Origin of the sequence: Streptacidiphilus rugosus AM-16, assembly GCF_000744655.1 — a bacterium.
In the GTDB taxonomy this organism is placed as follows: domain Bacteria; phylum Actinomycetota; class Actinomycetes; order Streptomycetales; family Streptomycetaceae; genus Streptacidiphilus; species Streptacidiphilus rugosus.
Genome location: NZ_JQMJ01000004.1, coordinates 1,646,542 through 1,663,969 on the forward strand (window position 1 = coordinate 1,646,542; position 17,428 = coordinate 1,663,969).

Here is a 17,428-nt window from a genome sequence, read left to right on the forward strand (position 1 = left end):
GACGCACCGTACTGCATGGCCCCGCGGACCGGATCGGCGGGGCTTGCCTTACGGCAAGTAAGGAGGCCGGACCGTCTGCACGGCGGCCTCGGGCGGCGGTCACGTCGTCGTCGCAGCTCCTCATCGGGATTACCCTGGGCATGACAAATGCTGCCACAGACACCCCTGCTTGTGGTGTCCGGCGCGAGAAAGATAGCGAAGTCATAAGTTGTGCCACAAGACAGCAGGACCACCCCGGTCTGTCCGGAAAAATCCCCCCAACTGGCGCTCGGAACCCGTCATCTCGCGGATGGCGCTTGCCAGCACCCGCACGTTCGCCGCTAACGTGCGTGCATGCAGACGGACGATCGACGCGCAGCCGACCTGGAGGAACTCGGCCTCACCAACTACGAGGCCCGGGTGTACCTCGCCCTGATCCGCCGCGACGTCTTCACCGCGGCGGAAGTCGCCAGGGAGGCGGGTGTGCCCCGGCAGCGCGTCTACGACGTGCTGGAGGGACTGATCCGCCGGCAGCTCGCCATGCTCCACCCCGGCCGGGTCGCCGGATACTCGGCGGTCGCCCCGGAGACGGCAGTGGAGCGGCTGATAGAGCAGCAGCGGCGCTCGCTCGGGCGCCTGGAACGCCTCTCCAGCGAGCTCGCGCGGGAGCTCAAGCCCACCTACGACAGCGGCCGCACCCACACGGACCCGCTCGACTACGTCGAGGTCCTGCGGGACCCGGCAGACATCGCCGAGCGCTTCGCGCGGATGCAGACCACCTCCGAGGGCGAGCTGCTGAGCTTCTGCAAGCCGCCGTGGATCACCCCGCCGGAGAACACCGCGGGCCTGGAGGCCAGCGCCCGCCTGCACGCGGCCGGGCGGACCGTGCGCTCGCTCTACACCCGCGAGGTGCTGGAGGACCCCAGGCTGGTCGAGGTCATGCACCTGTTCGTCGAGGCCGGCGAGGAGGTGCGGATCGCGGACGACCTGCCGCTCAAGATGATCATCTCGGACGGCTCGACCGTGCTCTGCGACATGCCCGACCCGGTGGCCAGGGACGGCGCGACGACCACGCTGTGCATCCGGCACCCCTCGCTGGCCGCCGCGCTCGCCACCGCCTTCCGGGCCATCTGGGAGGAGAGCCCGACGCTGACCGAGGCGCTCAAGGAGGCTCAGCCCGAGGCGCTCGAACCCCCGGCGGCGACGTCCTCGCCGGCGGACGCGGGCTCCCTCGAGGTCTCGAACGAGGCGGAGCCGGACGCGTCCCAGGCCTGATGCTCGTCCCGCAGCACTCGGCGCAGCACCTTGCCGAGCATGTTGCGGGGCAGCGGGTCCACCCTGAACTCGACGATCTTCGGCACCTTGTAGCCGGTGAGCCGGGCGGCGCAGTACTCGATCAGCGACCGCTCGGTGAGCCGGCTGCCCGGCCTCACGATCACGCAGGCCTTGACGGTCTCGCCACGGTAGGCGTCCGGCACGCCCACGACCGCGGCGTCCGCGACCGCCGGATGCGCGAGCAGCACCTCCTCGATCTCGGTCGGGAAGATGCTGAAGCCGGACGCGATGATGACGTCCCGCTTGCGGTCGATGACGGTGACGAAGCCGTCCGGGCTCATCACCGCGATGTCGCCGGTGAAGAGCCAATGGTCGTGCAGCATGGCGGCGCTGTCCTCGCGCTCGTGCCAGTAGCCGCCGAAGACCTGCGGCCCGCGCACCACCAACTCCCCCGCCACACCGTGCGGCTGCTCCCGCTCCGGGTCGTCCTCGGCGACGATGCGCACCTCGGTGCCCGGCAGCGGTATGCCGACCGTGCCCGGCCGGGCGTTGGCGTTCAGCGGGTTGGCGAGCACCACCGGGGAGGCCTCGGACAGGCCGTAGCCCTCGACGAGATGACCGCCCGTCAGTGCCCGGAAACGGTCCACCGTCTCGGGCTCCAGTCGCATCGCGCCGGAGATGCAGTACCGCACCGAGCGCAGCGCACGGGTGAGTTCGGGGCCGTGCTGCTCCGCCTCCCTCATCAGCGCCTGGTACATCGGCGGCACGCCGGGGAACAGCGTCGGCCGCCAGCGGCGCAGGGTCTTGACCACCAGCTCGGGGTCGAAGTTCGGCAGCAGCACCGTACGGGCTCCGGCGGTGGCGGCGACGCCCAGACACATGGTCATGCCGTAGACGTGGAACATCGGCAGGCAGGCCAGCAGGGTCTCGCGCCCCGGCCGCAGCTGCGGATACCAGGCGCGGACCTGGTGCGCGTTGGCGACGAGGTTGCGGTGGGTCAGCATGGCGCCCTTGGGCGTGCCGGTGGTCCCGCCGGTGTACTGGAGCACGGCGACGGCGGTGCGCGGGCTGACCGGCCCGAGCGTCCCCTGGCTCACCCGCGGGCCGCGGGCGACCTGGGGGAAGGGCACCTGGTCCGCGCCCGGCGGCAGCGGCGTGATGAGCTTGGCGCGGAGCTCGCGGGCCTTCGCCAGCGGCAGCCGCAGGGCCAGCCGGGACCGCCTCGGCAGCGCCTCGGCGAGCGAGGCCACCACGACGTGCCGCAGCGCGGTCCGGCTGCGGACCGCGTCGACGTGCGCGAACGCGCCGTCGTAGACCACGGCCACGACGGCGCCGGAGTCCTTGAGCTGGTGGGCCAGTTCGGACTCGGTGTAGAGCGGGTTGGTCGGCACGGCGATCGCGCCGAGCCGCAGGATCGCGTAGAACGCGATCACGTACTGCGGGCAGTTCGGCATCACCAACGCGACCCGGTCCCCGCGCCCCACCCCGAGCCCGGCCAGCCCGCCGGCGAAGCGCTCGACGCTGCGCTGCAGGGCCCGGTAACTCGTCCGTGCCCCGAGGAACACCAACGCGGTCCGCCGCCCGTGCCGCTGCGCGGCCTCGTCGAGCAGGCCGCTGACGGGAATGTTGGGAATGCTGACCTTGTGCGGCACCCCGGTCGCGTAGTACCGGTGCCAGGGCTGACCAGTACCGGCCACGGACGCCTCCTCCGGCGGCGGAGCGGATGCTGCTGACGCGCTATCTCACTAGAGGGCAAGATCGTGGCAGCCCGACGGCCCGCTGACAAGGCCCTCGCCGCCCCGGAGACGCGAGAACCCTTCCCGACGCCGCCAGGAAGGGGCTCGTCCGCCTCAGGTGTGCCCCGGCGTCAGCCAGGCACCAGCCGAGCTGGAGTCGACGCGAAGGATCACCGTTCTCGACACAGCCTGTACGGCATGTCTGAGTACTCCTGCTCAAGACCGCACACTGCGGCCCGAAGACACTGTCCGCATGAGCCTGAGCACGCATCGACGCAACATCAGGGAGGGCGAGCGCTTCCGCAGGAATATGGGGTGGCTGCTCGCCTCTCCGCTGTTGGCCGTGCCGGGCCTGCTCGCGCTGCTGTTCACGGCCTCGGGGGTCTGGGCCACGCTCGCGGAGGCGTGCCTGGGCGTGATCGCCGGCCTGGGAGTCCTGGCATGGGCCGCGATCATGCTGCTCATTCACCTGATCAGGCGGGCAGGCGGATTCCGGCCCTGACGGGTCGGGGCGCTCCTGACAGCCCAGGCGGGCCGCCCACGGCCCCGGGACGACCCCTTGCTTCCCGCTCCTCCCGGCTCTGTCCGGCGGGTCTGTGGGACGTCCGCTCGCCCCGATCGACGAGGTAGCTTGTGCGGATGCATCCGCAGATCGAACGGCTGACGGCGATGATGACGCCGCCGCCGATACGTCCCGCCCCCACACCCTGGCACCTTGCGCCGGCGGAGGTCGGTTTCCAGTTCCCTGACGACTACCGGGATTTCGCGGACCTCTACGGCTGTGGGCGGATCAACGATCAGCTGCTGATCTGGACCCCCAGCCTCACGTTGGACCGGGTTCACGAAGGCGACGGGCGCAGGGGATTCGCGAGCCTGGCGTCGGGCGCGCCCTCCGGGATGAGCGACTACTTCGCCGAACTGCACGAGGACGAACCGGACGAGAATCCGTACCCCATGTATCCCGACAAGGGTGGGCTCCTCGCCTGGGGCAACGACTACTCCGCGAACCACTTCTTCTGGCTCACCGGCGATCCGGACCCGGGTGCGTGGCCGATCATCGCCTGGAACCGATCGGGCTACTGGTTCCGCTTCGAAGGCGGCTTCGGCGACTTCCTCGTCGCGAACCTGACGGGCGAGTACCCCGAGGCGACGTGGATCGTCGGGGATGAGCGTCCCCCGACGTGGGAGATCCTTGGAGACTGGTCCAGGGACTACTGATCCGGGAGATCGGGGTCGGCACGCTCAGAAGAGTGCTTCCTCGTTCCAGTCACCGGCCCACGGCATGGTGCCGTCGGACATTGCTGCGCATTCGGCCCGCCATGCGGCCTCGTGGCGCTCGCGTAGCTCGGCGATGTCCTCGCCCCATGCCTCCAGAGCTCTGAGTGCTTCGACGCGGTAGCGAGTTCTCGTGCTGGCCGCGAGTTCGCTCCTGACCCTGTCGGCGACCGGCGAGCGCTGTTCGGCGAGCTCGGGATCAAGAAGCATTGTGGCAGCAGCAGCCAGTGCAGCCTCGCGAACCGTCGGGTCACGCTCGTCCATGAAGCGGCTCACGTCCTTGAGAAGTGACGGCAGGACCGCTCGCACTGCTGCCAGGTCAGCCTCGTCACCGGAATTCCATGCCAGCGCGTCCGCGACACTGCCCAGCCAGTCCAGCAACTCCGCCCGCAGACACCGCTCCTCGGCGTAGAAGAGGCCGCGAGCCTCCGTGCGCACGTCCGCGAGGACGGCCGCCACGACCAGCGCTGCCGCCGCAGTCGACCCGTAGACCGTGTTCTGGTGAAGCACCAACGAGGACAGGTCGCGCAGCGCCCGACGCCGAGCGTCGAAGTCACCGGCCAGCAGCCGCACCAGGATCTCCTCCGTGCGAGCTGCCTCCGGCTCATCCGGGCAGGCATGATCCAGCGCGGCCCAATCCGTGCCGGCCATCAGAATCTGCGCCTCGGGCGGCAGGGACGATCCGAGGTAGTTGGGCGTATCGCTCACACGAGGAGTGTGGCGTGGTGTGCCGCCGATGCCGCCGGCAGGGCTCAGGCCGAGCGGTGGCCCCCTCCTCGATCGGCCGGCTCTGCCGCACCCCCGGACGGGCCGCGGGTGACGCCCAGGCTGCTGTTCGACACCCGGGCCGGGGCCGCACCGGACCGGAGCAAGTCCCATACGTGCCTCTGGCCTCCAGCACTTCGCGCGGCCGGCGTAGACGCCGGCCGCGCGAATGGGATGTCTGTACTGAGGCACTTCTACGCCTCGGTGCTGCTCGACGCTGGGGAGAGCATCAGGGCGTTGGCTGAGGATCCGGGGGCACGACGACCCGGGCTTCACGCTCCGGACGTACGCCCACCAGATGCCCAGGAGTGGCTGTGGCCGGCTCAGTACCAGCTGTTCTGCTGCCAGAAGGCCCAAGCGGCGTTGGGGCTGCCGTAGGTGGAGTTCATGTAGTCCAGGGCCCAGCGGATCTGGGTCGCCGGGTTGGTCTGCCAGTCGGCGCCGGCCGAGGCCATCTTGGAGCCGGGGAGGGCCTGGGCGAGGCCGTAGGCGCCGGAGGAGGGGTTGGTGGCGGTGACGTCCCAGCCGCTCTCGTGGGAGATGATCTGGTCGAAGGAGGCCAGCTGGTCCGCCGGGACGATCTGCGCGGCGATGTCCTGCGGGCTGCCACTGAGGGTGGCGCGCTGCTGCGAGCGGTTGGCGGCGGCGGCCGCGTCCGCGGCGGCGCGGTCGGCGGCGGCCTTGTCGGCAGCGGCCTTGTCCGCGGCGGCCTTCTGAGCGGCGGCACGGTCGGCGGCGGCCTTCTGCTCGGCGGCCTTCGCGGCAGCGGCCTTGTCCGCGGCCGCCCTGGCAGCGGCAGCCTTCGCGGCGGCGGCCTTCTGCTCGGCGGCCTTGGCGGCGGCGGCCTTGGCAGCCGCGGCCTTCGCGGCAGCGGCCTTGTTGGCGGCGGCCTGCTGGGCGGCCGCGGCCTCCTGCTGGGCCTGCGCGCTCGCGCTGGCGACGGCGGCCTTGGCGTTGGGCTCGGCGACCGAGCTGCTCGCCGAGTTGCCCGGAACGGCGACGGCGACGGTGGCCGCGAGGCCGACAGCGGCGACGGAGGAGGCGATCGCGATCCCGCGCTTGCGGAGACTGATCTTGCGCAGGTTGATGGAAGGCATGGACGGCATGGAAGAAGCTCTCAATCGGTTGGCTGGGCAGCCGGCCGACGTCGTCCGCAGCACGTGACAGGTGCGCTGCGGAGTCGGACGGCGCCAGTGGCACGCCGGTTTCGGGCTGGTGCCGGACTGCGGGCGGACCCTGCGATCGCAAGGCCGCAATGACGACATCGCCATTGATAACAAGCCCGCTCGGGCCGGATCAAAGAGGCTTCTACTACCCGGCTCCGTAGTGGAACGGCGTTCGCGGCGGCCTCGCTCGGGACGTCCCGCCGTCCGCCCGCGGCGCGTCACCCGGGGAGACCAAGATCGTGCAGATCGCGTAAGGCCTGAGTGAAGCCCGGGGCGCACCTCTTCGCCGAAAGCGACGATCGCCCCGTCCGCTCGGACGAGGCGATCGCGAAAGCCCGCAAAAGATCAACTATCGACCATCGTAGAGAGAAAAGACCGTGTGGCGCGGCTCACAGGCACGTCACCCCGGGCCACAGGACGACCACCGGGCGTCGCCGCCCGGCGCGGCTCACCGACGGCTGTCCCGGTACCTCCTGCCGAACCAGCCGAGCACCACGCCCACCAGCAGCATCACCGCGAGCATCACCCACATCGGCATGGTCACGGTGGACAGGCCCCACAGGTGGATCTTCACGTCCGCGGTGTTCATCAGGATGAACCAGACGGCCAGGACGGCGAGCACCACGCCGGTCGCCAACCGCGGCGTGACCGTGACGCCGCCGATCTTCCGTTCCTTCGTGCCGCCCGAGGTCTTCGCCATGGCACCAGTCTCCGCTCGGCGGCGCCGCCACGCGCGGCCGGAGCAGGCCGAAGACGCCGAAAGGGGGGTACGGGGACGGGTCCCCGCACCCCCCTTTCAGGGAGAGCGATCCGCGTCAGCGCTCGGTCAGCCTGGCGGTCACGCCGAGCAGCAGCAGGACGCGCGCCCGCTCCAGGTCGTCGAGCGGCTCCAGCAGGCGGGTCTGGACCTCGGAGACGCCCGGGGCCACCTCCTCCAGCAGGCGCGCGCCGGCCGGTGCCAGCGCCAGCAGGTTGCGGCGGCCGTCCGAGGGGTCGCGGCGGCGCAGCACCAGGCCGCGCCGGACCAGGCGGCTGATCAGCTCCGCCATGGTGGCCTTGTCCAGCGAGGTGCGCTCGCCGACGGTCCGCTGGTCGATGTCGGGCTCGTCGGCCAGCGCGTCCAGCACGGCGTGCTGGGGCGCGGTGAGCTCACCGGCGACGAGTTCCGCCCAGAGCCGGGTGTGGACCTGCTGGGAGACCCTGATCAGGTAGCCGATCACGCGCGGAGCGTCCAGCAGCGGACGGGCGTCCACCATGGTCTCCAGCGCCAGGTTCTCCATGCGGGCCATCCGGGCCAGCGCCATCATCAGCTCGGAGCGCTCGGACTCGGTCAGCGGGACCAGCAGCTCGCGCTGGACCACGGCGACTCCGACCGAGGCCTCGTTCATGACCTGCTCGCCGTGGGGCGACAGGGTGAGCAGCTTGCGACGGCCGTCGGCCGGGTCCCGACGGCGCAGCACCAGGCCGCGCCGGACCAGTCGGCCGACCATCTCGGCCATGGTCGCCTTGTCCAGGGAGGCGCGCTCGCCCACCGTGCGCTGGTCCGCGCCCGGCTCCAGGGCCAGGGCGATCAGCGCGGCGTACTGCGGCGCGGTCAGCTCGGCTCCGACGTGCTCGGTCCACAGCCGGGTGTGGACCTGCTGGGCTATGCGGATCAGCTGCCCTGGCGACTGGGACAAGCGGATCGGCGTACCCGTCATGTCGATATCCCCCAGCACCATAGGACCGTCCTGATGTGTTCCACCGACACTGCAGCCCTGTGGGTGGGCGCGTTCGGATTCGAATCGGCGCGACCGTGGGCAGGTACCGTGTGGGGGTCCTGTGTACGGAATAATTCGGCCGGACAGCCTGCGGCTGCTGGCGGACACTATACAAACCAGACAGACCAGAGCGACATGCCCCAGAGAGCTGCGATCCAATCGTGATCCGACCCGGTCGTGTGTGGTCGACTCAGATCGGTTGCAGCCCCCGGAGCAAAAGGTCGGCAAAGGCTGCGCCGATCGCCTCGGGCGCGAGCTCGCCGTCCGCGTGGTACCAACTGCCCAGATGGTGGACCCCGCCGAAGAACTGATGGGTCACCAGATCGGCCGCGACGTCGTCGCGGAAGTCGCCCCGGGCCTGCCCCTCCTCGATCAGCGCGCGGAAGCGCTCGTGATAGCGCCGGCGGTCCGCCCGCACCTGGGCCAGACGGTCGGCCGGGAGCATGTGCATCGAGCGCCAGGAGACCATCGCGTCGTCCAGGTGCTCCAGCGTGCTCACCACGACGTCCGCCGCCGCGGCGCGCAGCCGCTCGGCCGCGGAGCCCGGCCCCTCCGCGATGTCCGCCAGCCGCGCCGACTGCACCAGCAGCAGCCGGGTGTAGATCTGCTGGAGCAGGTCGTCCTTGGAGGCGTAGTAGTGGTACATCGCGCCCTTGGTGACGCCGGCCAGCTCGACGATGTCCTGCACCGAGGTCGGCGCGAAGCCCCGCTCGGCGAACAGGCGGCTGGCGGCGGCGAGCAGCCGCTCCTGGACGGGGACCGCGATGTCGACCCTGGGCATCGGCGTCCTCCCCTTCTACTGGTGCGGTGCTTCACTGCGGCGGCAGTGCCGTCAAGGTGTCGCGAGCCACTCTAGCCGACATACCTACTAGTCGGTATGGTGGCGCTCATGAGCACTCAGACGCCCCCCGGGCTGGATCTGGACCGGCTTCGCGAACGCCTCGGGACGGGCCCGCTGACGGCCGAGCTGATCTCCGGCGGCAAGTCCAATCTGACCTACCGGCTCACCGACGGCAAGCACCGCTGGGTACTGCGCCGCCCGCCGCTCGGACACGTGCTCGCCACCGCGCACGACATGGGCCGCGAGCACCGCGTCATCGCGGCGCTGGCGGGCACGGCGGTCCCGGTCCCCCGGGTGCACCTGCTCTGCGCGGACGACGAGGTGCTCGGCGCTCCCTTCTATCTGATGGACGAGGTCGCCGGCACGGTCTACCGCACCGCCGAGGACGCCGCGGGGCTGGGCCCCGAGCGCGCCCGCGCCCTCTCCTTCCGGCTGATCGACGTGCTGGCCGAGCTGCACGCCGTGGATCCGGCGGACGTGGGCCTGGCGGACTTCGGGCGGCCCGAGGGCTATCTGGAGCGGCAGGTCTCCCGCTGGCACCGCCAGGCCGAGGGCTCCCGCAGCCGCGAGATCCCGGGCCTGGACGAGCTGCAGCAGCGCCTGAGCGAGGGCGTCCCCGCGAGCCAGCGGGCCACGATCGTGCACGGCGACTACCGTCTGGACAACACCATCGCGGCCGACGACGACTCGATCGCCGCCGTCCTGGACTGGGAGATGGCGACGCTCGGCGATCCGCTCGCGGACCTCGGCCTGATGAAGGTGTACTGGGACATCGCCGGCCGCATGCCCGGCAACCCGGTCGCCGGAGCGGTCAGCCCGGAGCTCGGCTTCCCCGCGATGGCCGAGCTGGTCGACCGCTACGCCGCCACGACCGGCCTCGACGTCACCCCCCTCCCCTGGTACACCGCCTTCGCGCAGTACAAGCTGGCGGTCATCGCGGAGGGCATCCACTACCGCTTCATCCAGGGCAAGACGGTGGGCGAGGGCTTCTCCCACCTCGGCGCGATGGTGCCGCCGCTGGTCGCCCTGGCCCTGGACACCCTGACGGGAAAGGTGGCCGACTGATGGACTTCCGCTACGACGAGCGCACACTGGAGCTGCAGCAGCGCCTGCTGGCCTTCATGGACGAGTGCGTCTACCCGGCCGAGCCGGTCGCCGCCCGGCAACTGCGCGAGGCCGCGGACATCTGGGAGCGGCCCGCCGTGATGGCGGAGCTGAAGGCGGAGGCGCGCAGCCGGGGGCTGTGGAACCTCTTTCTTCCCAACGCGGAGCACGGCGCGGGGCTGACCAACCTGCAGTACGCGCCGCTGGCGGAGATCACCGGCCGCAGCCCGCACCTGGCGCCGGAGGCGCTGAACTGCGCCGCGCCGGACACCGGCAACATGGAGGTGCTGGCCGAGTTCGGCACCCCCGAGCAGCAGAAGCGCTGGCTGACCCCTCTCCTCGAGGGCGAGATCCGCTCCGCCTTCTGCATGACCGAACCCGAGGTCGCCTCCTCCGACGCCGCGAACATCGCGACCAGGATCGAGCGCGACGGCGACAGCTACGTGATCAACGGCCGCAAGTGGTGGTCCTCCGGGGCGATGAGCCCGGCATGCGAGATCTTCGTCGTGATGGGCCGCACCGACCCTGACGCGCCCAAGCACCAGCAGCAGAGCATGATCCTGGTCCCGCGCGACACCCCGGGCGTCGACGTGCAGCGCGGCATGGAGGTCTTCGGCTACACCGACGGCGCCCACGGCGGCCACGCGGAGATCGTCTTCACCGACGTCCGCGTCCCGGCGGAGAACCTCATCGCCGGCGAGGGCCTCGGCTTCGCCATCGCCCAGGCCCGCCTCGGACCGGGCCGCATCCACCACTGCATGCGCCTGATCGGCATGGCCGAGCGCGCCGTGGAGCTGATGTGCCGCCGCGCCGTCGCCCGCAACGCCTTCGGCAAGCCGCTGGCCGAGCAGGGCGTGGTGCAGGAGTGGATCGCCGAGTCGCGGGTGAGGATCGAGCAGTTGCGGCTGCTGGTGCTGAAGACTGCCTGGTTGATGGACACCGTCGGCAACAAGGGCGCGCACACCGAGATCCAGGCCATCAAGATCGCCACCCCGGCGACGGTGGAGTGGATCCTGGACAAGGCGATCCAGACCCACGGCGCGGGCGGCATCTCCCAGGACTTCCCGCTCGCCCACCTCTGGGCGCAGGCGCGGACGCTGCGCTTCGCCGACGGACCGGACGAGGTCCACAAGCGGTCGCTGGCGCGCCGCGAACTCAAGCCCTACCTCGCATAACCCTCACCCACACACCCTCAGGAGAAGGCACCTCATGACCGAGCAGAACCGCGTCGCCATCGTCACCGGAGCCGCGCGCGGCATCGGCGCCGCCACCGCGATCCGTCTGGCCGCGGACGGCTTCGCCGTCGCGGTGATCGACCTGGAGGAGGCGGCCGGCAAGGACACCGTCGAGAAGATCACCGCCGCCGGTGGCCGCGCGATCGCCGTCGGCGCCGACGTCAGCAACGGCGAGCAGGTCGCCGCGGCGGTCGAGCGGGTCGCGGCGGAGCTGGGCGCGCCGACCGTGCTGGTGAACAACGCCGGCGTGCTGCGGGACAACCTGCTGTTCAAGATGTCCGAGTCGGACTGGGACACCGTCATGAACGTGCACCTGAAGGGCGCGTTCCTGATGTCCAAGGCCTGCCAGAAGCACATGGTCGACGCCGGTTACGGACGCATCGTCAACCTGTCGTCCTCGTCGGCGCTGGGCAACCGTGGCCAGGCGAACTACTCGGCCGCGAAGGCGGGTCTGCAGGGCTTCACGAAGACGCTGGCCAAGGAGCTGGGCAAGTTCGGCGTGACCGCGAACGCGGTGGCCCCGGGATTCATCGCCACGGACATGACCGCGGCGACGGCGGAGCGGGTCGGCATGGGCTTCGAGGAGTTCAAGACGGCCGCGGCCAGCATGATTCCGGTGAACCGGGTGGGCGTTCCCGAGGACATCGCGCACACGGTCTCGTTCCTGGTGAGCGAGGGCGCGGGCTTTGTCTCCGGCCAGGTGGTCTACGTCGCCGGCGGCCCGCTGGACTAGGTCCTCTCCCGCCGACCTCCGCCCTGCCGCGACCCCGGCACGCGCATCCGCCGGACCGGCGGAGGTCGGCGGGCGCGGCGCATGGCTGTTCGACACGGCCCGATCCACTACCCCGCCATGGCAAGGAGCACCTCATGACCCCTCCCCCCGCTTCCGGCAAGGTCGCGCTCGTGACCGGCGCCAGCCGGGGCATCGGCCTCGCCGTGGCGCAGGCGCTCGTCGCACGCGGCGAGCGCGTGGTGATCACCGGCCGGGACGCCGCCGCCCTCGAGGCGGCCGTGGCCGAGCTCGGCGGCCCCGAGGTCGCACTGGGCGTCGCGGGCAAGAGCCACGACGCCGCCCACCGCGCGGAGACCGTCGAGCGGGCGGTCGCCGCCTTCGGGCGGATCGACCACCTGGTCAACAACGTCGGCACCAACCCGGTCTTCGGTTCGATGGTCGAGCTGGACCTGGAGGCCGCACGGAAGATCCTCGACATCAACCTGGTCGCCACCCTCGGCTGGGTCCAGCTCGTCCACGCGGCGTCGATGCGCGAGCACGGCGGGGCGATCGTGAACGTCTCCTCGATCAGCGCGCTCGGCCCGGCCCCCGGCATCGGGATGTACGGGGCGAGCAAGGCGGCGATGATCCAGCTCACCCAGCAGTTGGCCTACGAGCTGGCCCCGAACGTGCGGGTGAACGCCGTCGCGCCGGCCGTGGTGCGCACCAAGTTCGCCGAGGCGCTGTTCGCCGGGCACGAGGAGCAGGTCGTCAAGAGCTACCCGCTGGGCCGCCTGGGCGAGCCGGCCGACATCGGCGGCGCGGTCGCGTTCCTGCTCTCCGAGCAGGCGACCTGGATCACCGGGCAGACCCTGGTGCTGGACGGCGGGCTGACCCTGGGCGCCGGCCTCGTCTGAATCCGCGCATTGCCTCATACCACGCACCACCTCCCGATGCGGCCGAATTCGCAGGTCGTATCGGGAGGAATTGTGAAGCCGCTCGGATTCCCGCATTCCGCCCCGGCCAAACCGTTCAGGGGGCGGAGATGAGGCAGATCACACCGGTCGACGATAAACCGTGGACATTTATTCAGATCCGACAATCCACCAGGTCACATCGTTGTCACGAAGGCGGTCTCGCGGCAGGAGTTGAAGGAGAAACACTGTAACGTCGAAGGGGTGCGTAACCAGAGGAGCCAGGTCGCCCTGCTCGAACGAGTGGAGCGGCCGGAGCAGCGAAGCAGCGAGCAACCGCCCGGCCGAGAGCGCTGGCGGCCGCTGAGCCGCACCCACAAGATCCTCTTCGCATCCACCACCGTCGTCTACGCCACGGTGATCGTCGCCGTCTTCACCACCTCCCGCCTGGTCGAACTCGACTGGGCGGTCATGGCGTTCAAGCCCTACCAGCACTGGCCCGCGCTGGAGACGTTCCTCAACTACTACGTCATCGCCGGGCAGCGCGGTCCGTCGGCCATCGTCGTCTCGATCTGGCTGGCCTGGCGCTGCTGGCGGACCAAGTCGATGCGGCCGCTGCTGGTCCTCGGCGTCTCCCTGGTCCTGCTCAACATGTCCGTCGGAGCCGTCAAGATAGGCACGGGCCGCCTGGGCCCGCACTACGCACACGTCTACGGTTCCAACGAGATCTTCCTCGGCGGCGGCATATTCCCGTCGGGGCACACCGCGAACGCCGTGGTGACCTGGGGGATCCTGGCCTATCTGGCGACGAGCTGGCGGCGCACCGGCGCCGTGCTGGCCGGCTGGATGGGCTTCTCCGTCGGCGCGACCACCGTCTACCTCGGCACCCACTGGGTGACCGACGTCCTGGCCGGCTGGGCCGCCGGGGCGCTGGTGCTGCTGGCCCTCCCGCTCTTCGAGCCGATCATCACGAGCGCGGACGACCGGCTGCGACAGGCCTGGAGCGAGCGCCGGCGCGGCACCCGGAAGCCCTCCCGGGCCTCGGAGCCGGCCTGGCTCTCCCGGCGCGAGGAGCAGCAGGCGCTGGAGCGGGCCACCGCCTCCCCGAAGCCGAGGAGGTCGATGGCCGTTCCCGCGCCGCGTGACCTCAACCACCGGGCGCACCGCACCCTTCCCGTGGTCTCCTAGCCTTTTCCCTCCGACCCCTTATCGGGCCGCGACGGCCTGCTTGATCAGGGTCTTCCCGAAATCGCGCATGAGTCCGGTACCGCTGTGCGCCTCGTCCATGATGTCGACGAACGCGTCGACGAAACGGTCCACCTCGGCCTCGCCGATGGTGAGCGGCGGAATCAGCTTGATGACCTCGAGGTGATCGCCGGAGACCTGGGTCAGGATCCTGTGCCGGTGCATCAGCGGCGCGACCACCATCTGCGCGAACAGGCCCTTTCTCGCCGCCTGCAGCGCGGTCCAGCCGGTGCGCAGCTTCAGCGACTGCGGGCGGCCGAACTCGATGCCGATCATCAGGCCCCGGCCGCGGACGTCGGCCAGCATCTCGTACTTCGGCTTGAGCGCCGTCAGCCGCTCGCGGAAGAGGTCGCCCACCCGCCGCGCGTTCGCGACCACCTGCTCCTGCTCGAAGACGTGCAGCGTGGCCAGTCCGGCCGCCATCGCCTGGGCGTTCGAGCCGAAGCTGGCGGAGTGGACCAGGACCCGGTCCATCGAGGAGTACACCTTCTCGAAGATCCACTCCTTGCCCAGTGTCGCGCCGACCGGGACGTAGCCGCCCGACAGCGCCTTGGCGACGCAGACCAGGTCGGGCTCGACCCCGGCCTCGTGCTGGTAGGCGAAGAAGTCCCCGGTGCGGCCGATGCCGGTCTGCACCTCGTCGGCGATGAGCAGCGCCTTGTGCCTGTGCAGCAGCTCCTGCGCGGCGCGCAGGTAGCCGTCAGGGGCGGCGTGCACGCCCTTGCCCTGGATCGGCTCGAGGATCAGCGCGGCGACGTCGCCCTTCTTCAGCTCGCGCTCCAGCGCGGCCAGATCGCCCAGCGGGATCGCGGTGTCCGGCAGCAGCGGCGCGAAGCCCTTGCGGAAGCCGTCCTCGCCGTTGACCGAGAGCGAGCCGGTGGTCAGTCCGTGGAAGGCGTGGTCGCAGAAGAGGACGCGCGGCTTGCCCGTGGCGTAGCGGGCGAACTTCAGCGCCGTCTCGACGGCCTCGGTGCCGCTGTTGCCGAAGAAGACCCGGTCCAGGTGCGGGGCGTAGGAGAGCAGTTTCTCCGCGAGCAGACCTGGCAGCGGCTGGCAGTCGAAGCGGGTCAGGTCGGCCAGTTCCAGATCCATCACCTGGGTGACCGCTCCGCGCACCACGGGGTGGTGCCGTCCGAGCGCGAAGATGCCGAAACCCGCCAGCATGTCGAGGTAGTCGTTGCCCTCGGCGTCGTAGAAGTAGGCGCCCTTGGCGTGCTCGTACACCTTGTCGAAGCCGATGGTGTGCAGCATCCTCGGCAGCTGGTGGTTCAGGTACTCGGCGTGCAGGCGGTAGCGCTCGGCGCCGCGCTCCGCCAGCAGCGCCTCCAGGTCGAAGGCCGGCGTCGTCGTGCCGGTCTCTGTCTCAGCTGCCACGGTGCTGGTCCCCTCCAACGAAGTCCGACGTCAGGCTGTTCGATGTGATGTAGGCGTCGCCCGCCACCAGGCCGAGAGCCTTGGCGAAGGCGGCGGTCTGGGCGGCGATGCCGGGACCGGTCAGGCCGATCTCGTCCAGGATCTCACCCCGCGCGGCGTGGTCCAGGAAGCGCTGCGGAATGCCGAGTTCGCGCGTCGGCAGATCCAGGTCGGCGTCACGCAGCGCCTGCGCGACGGCGGCCCCGACGCCGCCGACCCGGCCGCTGTCCTCGACGGTGACGACGAGGCGGTGCCGGGCGGCCAGCTCGGTCAGCGCCGGGTCGACGGGCTTGACCCAGCGCGGGTCCACGACGGTGGCGCCCAGGCCCTCGGCGGTCAGCAGTGCGGCCGCGTCCAGGCAGGCAGAGGCCATGGTGCCGACCGCGACCAGCAGCACCTCGGGCGCGCGCCCGGCCGGGCCGGTGCGCAGCAGCACGTCCACGCCGCCGACCCGCTCCACGGCCGGGATCGGCGGCCCGACCTCGGCCTTCGGGAACCGCACCACGGTGGGCGCGTCGGCCACGTCCAGCGCCTCGCGCAGCTCGGCGCGGAGCTGCTCCGCGTCGCGCGGCGCGGCGATCCGCAGACCGGGGACCACCTGGAGGATCGACAGGTCCCACATGCCGTTGTGCGAGGCGCCGTCGGTGCCGGTGACGCCGGCCCGGTCGAGCACGAAGGTGACGCCGCAGCGGTGCAGCGCACAGTCCATCAGCACCTGGTCGAAGGCGCGGTTCAGGAAGGTCGCGTAGACGGCGACCACCGGGTGCAGGCCGCCGGTGGCCAGTCCGGCGGCGGAGACCGCGGCGTGCTGCTCGGCGATGCCGACGTCGTAGGTCCGGTCGGGGAACTCGCGGGAGAAGGCCTGCAGCCCGACCGGCGCGAGCATGGCGGCGGTGATCGCCACGACGTCCGCGCGCTCGCGGCCGACGGCGACCATCTCCTTGCCGAAGACGGAGGTCCAGGAGACCCCGGTGGTCGGCCGCAGCGGCTCGCAGGTGATCGGGTCGATCGCGCCGACCTGGTGGAAGTGGTCGGCCTCGTCCAGCTCGGCGGGCCGGTACCCGCGGCCCTTCTCGGTCAGGCAGTGCACGATGACCGGCCCACCGAAGCCGCGGGCGCGGCGCAGCGCCGACTCCACGGCCTGGACGTCGTGGCCGTCGATCGGGCCGACGTACTTGAGGCCCAGGTCCTCGAACATGCCCTGGGGTGCGGTGGCGTCCTTGAAGCCCTTCTTGGCGCCGTGCAGCGCGTCGTAGATCGGCCCGCCGACGACGGGCGTGCGCTGCAGGGCGTCCTTGCCCCAGGACAGGAAGCGCTCGTAGCCCTGGGTGGTGCGCAGCGTGGCGAGGTGGTTGGCCAGACCGCCGATGGTGGGCGCGTAGGAGCGTTCGTTGTCGTTCACGACGATGATGACGGGCCGGTCGGTGGCCTCGGCGATGTTGTTCAGCGCCTCCCAGGCGAGGCCGCCGGTGAGCGCGCCGTCGCCGATCACCGCGACGACGTGGCGGTCGCCGTGGCCCTTGAGCTGGTTGGCCTTGGCCAGGCCGTCGGCGTAGCCGAGAACGGTCGAGGCGTGCGAGTTCTCGATCACGTCGTGCTCGGACTCGGCGCGCGAGGGGTAGCCGGAGAGCCCGCCCCGGTTCTTGAAGCGGTCGAAGTCCTGACGACCGGTGATCAGCTTGTGCACGTAGGACTGGTGGCCCGTGTCGAACAGGATCCGGTCCTGCGGCGACTCGAACACCCGGTGCAGGGCGAGCGTCAGCTCGACCACGCCGAGATTGGGTCCGAGGTGACCACCCGAACGGGTGATGGCATCGATCAGGAACTCACGGATCTCCTCGGCGAGGCGAGGCAGTTCCGACGGCGGCAGCAACCGCAGGTCGCGGGGGCTGCGGATGGACTCCAGCAGGGACATTCGCTCCTACCCTTCGTTGCGATCGCTCCAGGGGCGCCGGGAACTGCGCGAGGAACCACCGGCGTGCGGAGGGCCCTGCGCGTTCGGCCCGCC

Annotated in this window: 16 protein-coding genes; 8 read left to right on the forward strand and 8 right to left on the reverse strand. The window is 70.9% G+C overall.

Annotated features, from left to right (window positions below):
* The first annotated feature begins 333 nt into the window (after positions 1-333).
* Complete coding sequence (locus BS83_RS16600; protein WP_063774175.1) at positions 334-1,254, forward strand: TrmB family transcriptional regulator; 921 nt, start codon at positions 334-336, stop codon at positions 1,252-1,254.
* On the opposite strand, the gene BS83_RS16605 is transcribed toward BS83_RS16600, so the two are convergent.
* Positions 1,152-2,951 carry an AMP-binding protein gene (locus BS83_RS16605; protein WP_063774176.1) on the reverse strand — a complete coding sequence of 600 codons (1,800 nt, stop codon included), beginning with the start codon at positions 2,949-2,951 and terminating at the stop codon, positions 1,152-1,154. The genes BS83_RS16600 and BS83_RS16605 overlap by 103 nt on opposite strands.
* A gap of 292 nt (positions 2,952-3,243) precedes the next feature.
* Here BS83_RS16605 and BS83_RS16610 point away from each other — a divergent pair, with 292 nt between their 5' ends.
* A complete protein-coding gene (locus tag BS83_RS16610) occupies positions 3,244-3,492 on the forward strand; it encodes a hypothetical protein (RefSeq protein ID WP_037604566.1) in 249 nt (82 codons plus the stop codon).
* A 137-nt stretch (positions 3,493-3,629) separates the two neighbouring features.
* The gene (locus BS83_RS16615; RefSeq protein WP_157597204.1) at positions 3,630-4,208 is read left to right on the forward strand and encodes an SMI1/KNR4 family protein; all 579 of its coding nucleotides are present in this window, start codon (positions 3,630-3,632) and stop codon (positions 4,206-4,208) included.
* Between the two features lie 24 nt (positions 4,209-4,232).
* Here BS83_RS16615 and BS83_RS16620 read toward each other — a convergent pair whose 3' ends face one another.
* From BS83_RS16620 to BS83_RS16640, 5 genes are all read right to left on the reverse strand, one after another.
* Entirely contained in the window at positions 4,233-4,973 is a 741-nt protein-coding gene (locus BS83_RS16620; protein WP_157597205.1) for a hypothetical protein, read from the reverse strand.
* A gap of 380 nt (positions 4,974-5,353) precedes the next feature.
* Complete coding sequence (locus tag BS83_RS16625; RefSeq protein WP_232248365.1) at positions 5,354-6,127, reverse strand: aggregation-promoting factor C-terminal-like domain-containing protein; 774 nt, start codon at positions 6,125-6,127, stop codon at positions 5,354-5,356.
* A 517-nt stretch (positions 6,128-6,644) separates the two neighbouring features.
* Positions 6,645-6,896, reverse strand: coding sequence for a LapA family protein (locus BS83_RS16630; RefSeq protein WP_051943166.1), 252 nt, complete (start codon positions 6,894-6,896; stop codon positions 6,645-6,647).
* A gap of 115 nt (positions 6,897-7,011) precedes the next feature.
* On the reverse strand, positions 7,012-7,875 hold the full coding sequence (locus BS83_RS41870; protein ID WP_198035249.1) for a MarR family winged helix-turn-helix transcriptional regulator: 864 nt from the start codon (positions 7,873-7,875) through the stop codon (positions 7,012-7,014).
* A 271-nt stretch (positions 7,876-8,146) separates the two neighbouring features.
* The gene (locus BS83_RS16640) at positions 8,147-8,737 is read right to left on the reverse strand and encodes a TetR/AcrR family transcriptional regulator (RefSeq protein ID WP_037604568.1); all 591 of its coding nucleotides are present in this window, start codon (positions 8,735-8,737) and stop codon (positions 8,147-8,149) included.
* 108 nt (positions 8,738-8,845) lie between these two features.
* On the opposite strand from BS83_RS16640, the gene BS83_RS16645 reads away from it, so the two are divergent.
* The 5 genes from BS83_RS16645 to BS83_RS16665 all read left to right on the forward strand — a co-directional run bounded on the left by BS83_RS16645 (position 8,846) and on the right by BS83_RS16665 (position 13,950).
* Positions 8,846-9,862 (forward strand): phosphotransferase family protein, encoded by a 1,017-nt coding sequence (locus BS83_RS16645; protein ID WP_037609211.1) that lies wholly within the window; start codon positions 8,846-8,848, stop codon positions 9,860-9,862.
* Positions 9,862-11,076 carry an acyl-CoA dehydrogenase family protein gene (locus tag BS83_RS16650; protein WP_037604569.1) on the forward strand — a complete coding sequence of 405 codons (1,215 nt, stop codon included), beginning with the start codon at positions 9,862-9,864 and terminating at the stop codon, positions 11,074-11,076. The genes BS83_RS16645 and BS83_RS16650 overlap by 1 nt, the downstream gene beginning before the upstream one ends.
* 34 nt (positions 11,077-11,110) lie before the next feature.
* Complete coding sequence (gene fabG / locus BS83_RS16655) at positions 11,111-11,869, forward strand: 3-oxoacyl-ACP reductase FabG (RefSeq protein ID WP_037604570.1); 759 nt, start codon at positions 11,111-11,113, stop codon at positions 11,867-11,869.
* A gap of 134 nt (positions 11,870-12,003) precedes the next feature.
* Positions 12,004-12,765 carry an SDR family oxidoreductase gene (locus BS83_RS16660; protein ID WP_037604571.1) on the forward strand — a complete coding sequence of 254 codons (762 nt, stop codon included), beginning with the start codon at positions 12,004-12,006 and terminating at the stop codon, positions 12,763-12,765.
* 261 nt (positions 12,766-13,026) lie between these two features.
* Positions 13,027-13,950 (forward strand): phosphatase PAP2 family protein, encoded by a 924-nt coding sequence (locus tag BS83_RS16665; protein WP_051943169.1) that lies wholly within the window; start codon positions 13,027-13,029, stop codon positions 13,948-13,950.
* Between the two features lie 18 nt (positions 13,951-13,968).
* Here BS83_RS16665 and BS83_RS16670 read toward each other — a convergent pair whose 3' ends face one another.
* Both BS83_RS16670 and dxs read right to left on the reverse strand, forming a co-directional pair.
* Positions 13,969-15,381, reverse strand: a complete 1,413-nt coding sequence (locus BS83_RS16670; RefSeq protein WP_051943171.1) for an aspartate aminotransferase family protein — start codon at positions 15,379-15,381, stop codon at positions 13,969-13,971.
* The gene (dxs, locus tag BS83_RS16675; protein WP_084713581.1) at positions 15,371-17,335 is read right to left on the reverse strand and encodes a 1-deoxy-D-xylulose-5-phosphate synthase; all 1,965 of its coding nucleotides are present in this window, start codon (positions 17,333-17,335) and stop codon (positions 15,371-15,373) included. The genes BS83_RS16670 and dxs overlap by 11 nt, the downstream gene beginning before the upstream one ends.
* Positions 17,336-17,428: the final 93 nt, after the last annotated feature.

Excerpts from the sequence above, each read along its gene's own strand:
- BS83_RS16650 (WP_037604569.1), top strand. The coding sequence starts at position 9,862 with ATGGACTTCCGCTACGACGAGCGCACACTGGAGCTGCAGCAGCGCCTG.
- BS83_RS16615 (WP_157597204.1), top strand. The coding sequence starts at position 3,630 with ATGCATCCGCAGATCGAACGGCTGACGGCGATGATGACGCCGCCGCCG.
- BS83_RS16640 (WP_037604568.1), bottom strand. The coding sequence starts at position 8,737 with ATGCCCAGGGTCGACATCGCGGTCCCCGTCCAGGAGCGGCTGCTCGCC.
- BS83_RS16610 (WP_037604566.1), top strand. The coding sequence starts at position 3,244 with ATGAGCCTGAGCACGCATCGACGCAACATCAGGGAGGGCGAGCGCTTC.
- fabG (WP_037604570.1), top strand. The coding sequence starts at position 11,111 with ATGACCGAGCAGAACCGCGTCGCCATCGTCACCGGAGCCGCGCGCGGC.
- BS83_RS16645 (WP_037609211.1), top strand. The coding sequence starts at position 8,846 with ATGAGCACTCAGACGCCCCCCGGGCTGGATCTGGACCGGCTTCGCGAA.
- BS83_RS16600 (WP_063774175.1), top strand. The coding sequence starts at position 334 with ATGCAGACGGACGATCGACGCGCAGCCGACCTGGAGGAACTCGGCCTC.
- BS83_RS16630 (WP_051943166.1), bottom strand. The coding sequence starts at position 6,896 with ATGGCGAAGACCTCGGGCGGCACGAAGGAACGGAAGATCGGCGGCGTC.
- BS83_RS16625 (WP_232248365.1), bottom strand. The coding sequence starts at position 6,127 with ATGCCTTCCATCAACCTGCGCAAGATCAGTCTCCGCAAGCGCGGGATC.
- BS83_RS16660 (WP_037604571.1), top strand. The coding sequence starts at position 12,004 with ATGACCCCTCCCCCCGCTTCCGGCAAGGTCGCGCTCGTGACCGGCGCC.
- dxs (WP_084713581.1), bottom strand. The coding sequence starts at position 17,335 with ATGTCCCTGCTGGAGTCCATCCGCAGCCCCCGCGACCTGCGGTTGCTG.